The sequence below is a fragment of the Streptomyces sp. SID14436 genome (genome assembly GCF_010548465.1).
In the GTDB taxonomy this organism is placed as follows: domain Bacteria; phylum Actinomycetota; class Actinomycetes; order Streptomycetales; family Streptomycetaceae; genus Streptomyces.
In genome coordinates this window covers 1-6,592 of sequence record NZ_JAAGMD010000393.1, presented here as the reverse complement: position 1 = coordinate 6,592, position 6,592 = coordinate 1, and the positions used below count along the sequence as shown (strand labels likewise).

General features: G+C 71.5%; 7 protein-coding genes and 1 pseudogene. All 8 read right to left on the bottom strand.

Annotated elements, in window-relative coordinates; genetic code table 11:
- On the bottom strand, positions 1-558 hold a 558-nt coding region (locus G3I53_RS13845; protein ID WP_203617065.1), incomplete at its 3' end, for a TerD family protein.
- A gap of 85 nt (positions 559-643) precedes the next feature.
- Positions 644-868 carry a hypothetical protein gene (locus G3I53_RS13840; RefSeq protein ID WP_164337374.1) on the bottom strand — a complete coding sequence of 75 codons (225 nt, stop codon included), beginning with the start codon at positions 866-868 and terminating at the stop codon, positions 644-646.
- Positions 869-961: 93 nt separating this feature from the next.
- Positions 962-1,951, bottom strand: coding sequence for a zinc-dependent alcohol dehydrogenase family protein (locus G3I53_RS13835; protein WP_164337373.1), 990 nt, complete (start codon positions 1,949-1,951; stop codon positions 962-964).
- The gene (locus G3I53_RS13830) at positions 1,948-2,814 is read right to left on the bottom strand and encodes a carbohydrate ABC transporter permease (protein ID WP_164337372.1); all 867 of its coding nucleotides are present in this window, start codon (positions 2,812-2,814) and stop codon (positions 1,948-1,950) included. Before G3I53_RS13830 ends, G3I53_RS13835 begins: the two co-directional genes overlap by 4 nt.
- Positions 2,814-3,761, bottom strand: a complete 948-nt coding sequence (locus G3I53_RS13825; protein ID WP_164337371.1) for a sugar ABC transporter permease — start codon at positions 3,759-3,761, stop codon at positions 2,814-2,816. The genes G3I53_RS13830 and G3I53_RS13825 overlap by 1 nt, the downstream gene beginning before the upstream one ends.
- Positions 3,758-5,128, bottom strand: coding sequence for a sugar ABC transporter substrate-binding protein (locus G3I53_RS13820; RefSeq protein ID WP_164337370.1), 1,371 nt, complete (start codon positions 5,126-5,128; stop codon positions 3,758-3,760). Before G3I53_RS13820 ends, G3I53_RS13825 begins: the two co-directional genes overlap by 4 nt.
- Before the next feature lie 121 nt (positions 5,129-5,249).
- Positions 5,250-6,020, bottom strand: a complete 771-nt coding sequence (locus tag G3I53_RS13815; protein ID WP_164337369.1) for a DeoR/GlpR family DNA-binding transcription regulator — start codon at positions 6,018-6,020, stop codon at positions 5,250-5,252.
- Between the two features lie 374 nt (positions 6,021-6,394).
- Positions 6,395-6,592, bottom strand: a pseudogene (locus G3I53_RS13810) (hypothetical protein); the annotation flags it as partial.

The window sequence follows — 6,592 nt, the reverse complement described above, 5'->3', positions numbered from 1 at the left end:
GGGCGGTGCCGGCGGCGGCTGGACGGCGGCGGGCGGCGGGGTGACGGGCTGGGCGGGGGCGGCGGGCTCCTCGACGGAGACGCCGAAGTCGGTGGCGATGCCGGCCAGCCCGTTGGCGTAGCCCTGGCCGACGGCGCGGGCCTTCCAGACGCCGTTGCGCAGGTAGATCTCGACGACCACCAGGGCGGTCTCGTCGCCCAGGCGCGGCGGGGTGAAGGTGGCCAGGACCGCCTGGTCGTCGGCGCCCCGGAGGGTGGCCGTCGGTTCGATGCCCTGGAAGGTCTGGCCCGGGGCGTCGGGGCTGGCGGTGATGACGATCTTCTCGATGCCGGGCGGGAGGGCGGTGGTGTCGACGGTGATCGCGTCGGGGGCGGTGCCGCCGCCCGAGCGGTAGGTCACGCCGGGGCCCGAGGGCTGGTTGTAGAAGATGAAGTCGTCGTCGGAGCGCACCTTGCCGTCGGCGGTGAGCAGCAGGCCCGATACGTCGAGCCGCACCGGTGCGGCGACGTCCACCGTCACGCGGGCGGTGGGAAGGGGGATGTTCGAGCCGGGGGTCATAGCTGTCATGCCCGGTCAACGAGCGGGACGGTTTTGCCGTTCCCTTACCCGTGGCCCGAATGGAGCAGTCGGTTTCCGGCCGGGGTCAGCGGCGGTTGCGGGGGTGGTTGCGGGCGGTGCGTTCGTTGCCGTGCTTGTAGTTCCCGGTCCAGCGGGCCATGACGAGCTGGGGGTCGGGGGAGGTGGTCACCTCGGTCAGGAACCGGGCGGCCCGGTCGCCGTTCAGGGTGGTGGCGTGGCGGTTGTGGTGGGTGATGTCCACGCTGCCGTTCGCGTGGTCGGTGTAGGCGAAGCCGTGAGGTCGGGGCATGACCGGAGGGTAGGGCGGCCGGGGCGGGGCGGACCAGCGGTTTTCCCTCCGCCGCCCCGGCACCCGGCCCTTCCGCCCCGGCGGCCCCGGTGGTCAGGGCACCACCACGATCTTCCGGCCGACGCCCGACGCGAACTGCTCCAGGGCCTGCGGGTAGCGGTCCAGGGGGATCCGGTCGCTGATGAAGACCTCGGGGTCCAGCACGCCGTTGGCGAAGAGTTCGGCCGCGCGCTCGTAGCTGTGCAGCACGGCCATCGAACCGGTGATGGTGATCTCCTGGTTGTAGATGCGGTACGGGTCGATGGTCACGCGGGTCGCGTAGTCCGCCACCCCGAACTGGAGGAACGTTCCGGCCTTCGCCACCCGCTCCAGGCCGTCCTGGATCGCCCCGGCGTTGCCGGTGGCGTCGATGACCAGGTCCCAGCCCTGCGGGCGGTCCAGCTCGTCGGGGTCGGCGGCGGAGGCGGACACGCCCAGCCGGACCGCCGTCTCCAGCCGGGCCGGGTTCACGTCCACCACGTCGACGCTCGCCGCGCCGGTGCGCTTGGCCAGCTCCAGCATCATCAGGCCCATCGTGCCCGAGCCGTAGATCAGCACGTGGGCGCCGAGGCGGGACTGCAGGACGTCGTAGCCGCGGACCGCGCAGGACAGCGGTTCGATCAGGACCGCGTCGGCGGTGCGCACGTGCTCGGGCAGCTTCACGCAGTTCGCCACGGGGGCCACCGCGTACTGCGCCGCGCCGCCGGCCGTGGTGACGCCGATCGCCTGCCAGCGTTCGCACAGGTTGTTGTGGCCGGTACGGCAGTAGCGGCACTCGTAGCAGTACAGCGACGGGTCGACGGCGACCCGGTCACCGACCGACACCTCCGTGACCGCGGAGCCGACACCGACCACCTCGCCCGCGAACTCGTGCCCCGGCACGATCGGCAGCTCGGGCGCGAACTCGCCCTGGAGGATGTGCAGATCGGTGCCGCACAACCCGCAGGCCGCGACCTCCACGACGACGTCGCGCGGCCCGGGCGCCGGGTCCGGGACCTCGGCGACGACGGCCCGGCCCACGGACTCGATGACGGCGGCCTTCATTTCACGGCTCCCAACGACAGGCCCTGGACGAGTTTGTCCTGGGCGGCGAACCCCGCGGCGAGCACCGGCAGGGAGATGACGAGCGACGCGGCGCACACCTTCGCCAGGAACAGGCCCTGGCTGGTGATGAAGGTGGTGAGGAAGACCGGGGCGGTCTCGGCGACCACGCCGGTGAGCACCCGCGCGAACATCAGCTCGTTCCAGCTGAAGATGAAGCAGATCAGGGCGGTCGCCGCGATGCCGGGCAGGGCGATCGGCGCGACCACGCGGCCCAGCACGGTCGGCAGCCTGGCGCCGTCGATCTGGGCGGCCTCGATGATCGCCACCGGGACCTCGGACAGGAACGACTGCATCATCCAGACCGCGATCGGCAGGTTCATCGCGGTGTAGAGGACGACCAGCGTCCAGATGTTGTCGAGCATGCCGGTGTTCTTCGCGAACAGGTAGATCGGCAGCAGGGCGGCCACCAGCGGCAGCATCTTGGTGGACAGGAAGAAGAACAGGACGTCGGTCCACTTCTTCACCGGCCGGATGGACAGCGCGTAGGCGGCGGGCAGCGCGAGCAGCAGGGTCAGCAGGGTGGAGACCAGCGAGGCGGTCATGGAGTTGATCAGCGACGGCCAGGGGCTGGCACCGCCGGTGAGACCGAAGAACTCGCGGTAGCCGTCCAGGGTCAGCGTGGCCGCCACGGACGGCGGGTTGGTCGCCGCGTCGGCCTCCGAGTGCAGGGAGGTCAGCACCATCCACAGGAGGGGCGCGACGAAGACGAGACCGGCCAGCCAGGCGGCGACGCCCGCGGCGGCTCCCCGGACCCTGCCGGGCGCCCGGCGCTGCCGCGGGGCGGCGGGGGTGACGGTGGCCATCAGCGGGACACCTCCTCACGGAACAGCGACGACACCACGCGCAGCGCGAAGGTCGCCAGGACGAGCGAGCCGAGGACGACGATGACGCCCGCCGCTGAGGCGAGACCGTTCTCGTGCGCCTGGTAGAAGGTCTGGTAGATCGTGTACGGCAGGTTGGCCGTGCCCAGGCCGCCGGAGGTGATGGTGAACACCGCGTCGAAGTTCTGCACGATGTAGATCGAGCCGAGCAGCACGCCGAGTTCGAGGTAGCGGCGCAGGTGGGGCAGCGTGATGTGGACGAACACCTGCCAGTCGCTCGCGCCGTCCATCCGGGCCGCCTCGACGAGCTGGGGGTCGCGGCTCTGCAGCCCGGCCAGCAGGATCAGCATCATGAACGGGGTCCACTGCCAGATCAGCGCGGCCTCCACCGCCATCAGCGGCATCTCGGAGATCCAGTCCGGCTGCGGCGCCCCGTCCCCGCCGACGGCGTTCAGGATGCCGTTGAACAGCCCGTACTCCGGGTTGAACAGCAGGTGCTTCCACATCAGCGCGGCGGCGATCGGCACCAGCAGGAACGGGGCGATCAGCATCGTCCGCACGGCGCCCCGGCCGCGGAAGCGCCGGTCCAGCAGCAGCGCGAGCAGCAGCCCGAGCAGCAGGCTGACCAGCACCACGGTGACGGTGAGCAGGACGGTCGTCCACACCGACCTGCGCAGGTCCGGGTCGGTGAGCACCTCGCCGTAGTTGGCGAAGCCGGCGAAGCTGCGCTGGTCCGGGTAGAGCGCGTTCCAGTCGAAGAACGAGATCACCAGGGTGGCCACGAAGGGCAGCTGGGTGACGACGATCATGAAGATGAGCGCCGGCATCAGGGGCGCCCGGGTGGCCCAGGCGCGCATACGGTTCGGGCGGGGGGCCGCCGGCCGTCCGGGGACGGTGGCGGCGGCCCGCTCCGGGGACGTCACGGTCATGACGCCTCGTACTTCTCGGCGACGGCCTCGGCCAGCTTCTGCGACTTCTTCAGCGCGCTGTCCACGGACTGCCGGCCGGCGATGGCGGAGCTGATCTCCTGGGAGACCTTGGTGCCCAGGTCGGTGAACTCGGGGATGCCGACGAACTGGATGCCGGGCGCCGGCCGGGGCTGCACGCCCGGGTCCTCGGGCTTGGCGCCCGCGATGGCGTCCCGGGTGACGTCCGCGAAGGCGGCGGCCTCCTCGCGGTACTCCGGGATGTCGTACGTCGAGGCGCGCTTGCCGGCCGGCACGTTGGACCAGCCGGCCTTCTCGCCGACCAGCTTCTCGTACTCCTTGCCGGAGGCCCAGGAGATGAACTTCCAGGCGTTGTCGGCGTTCTTGGACGCCTTCTGGACGCCCCACGCCCAGGTGTAGAGCCACCCCGAGCTGTCCGTCTTCTCGACCGGCGCCGGCACGTAGCCGATCTTGCCCTTGACCGGGGAGCCGTCGGCCTCCAGGGAGCCCGCCCCGGCGGTGGCGTCGTACCACATGGCCGTCTTGCCCTGGGTCATGTTGTTCAGGCACTCCGCGTACCCGGACTGGGCGGCGCCGGCCTCGCCGTGCTTGCGGACCAGGTCGACGTAGAACCGCGTGGCCTCCTTGAACTCCTTGGAGTCCAGCCGGGCCGTCCAGTCCTCGTCGAACCAGGTGCCGCCGAAGGTGTTGACGACCGTGGTCAGCGGGGCCATGACCTCGCCCCAGCCGGGCAGCCCGCGCAGGCAGATGCCCTTCATGCCGGCACTGGAGCCGTCCACCTTCGCGGCGATGTCGGCGACCTGCTTCCAGGTGGGCTTGTCCGGCATGGTCAGGCCCTCCTTCTCCAGGACGTCCTTGCGGTACATCAGGAAGGAGGACTCGCCGTAGAAGGGCTCGCCGTACAGCTTGCCGTCCTCCGCGGTGAGCGCCTTGGTCATCGGGGGGAGGATGTCGTCCTGGTCGAAGGCGGTGTCCTTGCCGACGTGCTCGTCCAGGGCGTGCAGCCAGCCGTTCTTGGCGTAGATCGGGATCTCGTAGTTGCTGAGCGTGGCGACGTCGTACTGCCCGGCCTGGTTGGCGAAGTCCTGGCTGATCTTGTCGCGGACGTCGTTCTCCGGCAGCACGGTGAAGTTCACCTTGATCCCGGTGTCCTTGGTGAAGTTCGCGGCGGTCAGCTTCTGCAGCTCCACCATCTGCGGGTTGTTCACCATCAGGACGTTGATGGAGTCGCCGCCGGAGGATCCTTGGGAACCGCCGGCGCCCGAGCAGGCGGCGAGCGGAGCGATCAGCGTCACTGTCGCCACCGCGGCGAGGAGGTTCCGCGGCGAGCGTCGGCTCTGGGTGCGCATGGGGTACTCCAGAAATGTCGGTATGTGCGGGGTTCTGTGGGGGACAGGGGTGCCCTACGCGTGGGGTGGGCGGACTGCGGACGGTCTGGGGAGTTGTGGTGGTGCGGAGCGGGTACGGCCGTCAGACCCGGACGACCTGCGGGCCGAGCAGTGCGTAGCGGTGGGCCTCGGAGGCCGGGAGCAGGGTGCTGGTGACGATCGCCTCCAGTGCGCCGACCTCGGCGAACCGGCAGAAGCTGACCGCCCCGAACTTGGTGTGGACGCCCGCGAACACCACGCGCCGCGCGGCCCGGACCGCCTGCGCCTTGACCTCGCTGACCGCCGGGTCGGGCGTGGTCAGGCCGTGTTCGCGGGAGATGCCGTTGGCGCCGATGAACGCCAGGTCGATGACGAAGCCGGAGAGCATCTTCGTCGTCCAGTGGTCCACGGTGGCGAGGGTGCCGGAGCGGACCCGCCCGCCGAGCAGCAGGACGGACATGGTGCCGGTCTCGGCGAGCGCGCCCGCGACCGGCAGGGAGGCGGTGACCACGGTGAGCGGCCGGTCGGTGGGCAGGGCCTCGGCGATGAGCTGCGGGGTGAAGCCCTCGTCGATGAAGACCGTCTCGGCGTCCCCGAGGAGTTCGGCGGCGGCGGCCGCCACCCTGCGCTTCTCGGGGACGTGGCTGGTGGCGCGGAAGGCGAGGGTGGTCTCGAAGCCGGCGCTCTCCACGGGGTAGGCGCCGCCGTGGGTGCGGCGCACCAGCCCGTGGTCCTCCAGGGCGCGCAGGTCCCGCCGCACCGTCTCCTTGGCCACACCGAGGTCGGCGGCGAGCGCGGTCACGTCGACCGAGCCGGTGGCGCGCGCCAGCCGCACGATCTCGCGCTGGCGCTCCTCGGCCGTCCACTGCCCCATGGACCGACCACCTGCTTCCTGATCTCGCTGCCCGTTCGGGCCCGGTTCGGGCCTTGCAGGATGTTGTACAGCGGGTCCACGGTTCTGACCAGGCTTGTTATGACTTCGTTCCTGCCCGCTTGTGCCCGTTCACATCGGGCTGTGCCCGCCTCGGACCTGCACGGGGACGGTGCGGAACGTGAGAACGGGCGGCCCGCGTGCCCGAATGGGGCGGCGGGGAAGCCCGTTCGCTGCCCGCACCCCTCCGCCGGCGTCCGTTTTCCGCCGCCGGGCCGGCCCGATGGCCCGTTCTCGCCGGTTCCGGTGGGCACTGCGGCGGACCGGTGGGGGTGACGGCGTGAGGGACGCGTCGGGACTCACGGCGGCCCCGGGCGTCACCCCTGCCCTTCCGTCCCCCGCGCCTGCGGTGACGGTCCCGGGGCGGCCGGTCCGGTTCCCGCCCGGCTTCGGGACAGCGCCACCGCCACCCCCGCCAGGGCGAGCCCCGCGACCACCAGCGGCACCCGGTGGCCGGCCGGCCCGACCAGCGCCGCCCCGCCGGCCAGCCCGAGCACGTTCGGGGTGAACACCAG

Bases quoted from the DNA above. Each gene is read 5' to 3' on its own strand.
- G3I53_RS13840 (WP_164337374.1), bottom strand. From the start codon at position 868: ATGCCCCGACCTCACGGCTTCGCCTACACCGACCACGCGAACGGCAGC.
- G3I53_RS13835 (WP_164337373.1), bottom strand. From the start codon at position 1,951: ATGAAGGCCGCCGTCATCGAGTCCGTGGGCCGGGCCGTCGTCGCCGAG.
- G3I53_RS13830 (WP_164337372.1), bottom strand. From the start codon at position 2,814: ATGGCCACCGTCACCCCCGCCGCCCCGCGGCAGCGCCGGGCGCCCGGC.
- G3I53_RS13825 (WP_164337371.1), bottom strand. From the start codon at position 3,761: ATGACCGTGACGTCCCCGGAGCGGGCCGCCGCCACCGTCCCCGGACGG.
- G3I53_RS13820 (WP_164337370.1), bottom strand. From the start codon at position 5,128: ATGCGCACCCAGAGCCGACGCTCGCCGCGGAACCTCCTCGCCGCGGTG.
- G3I53_RS13815 (WP_164337369.1), bottom strand. From the start codon at position 6,020: ATGGGGCAGTGGACGGCCGAGGAGCGCCAGCGCGAGATCGTGCGGCTG.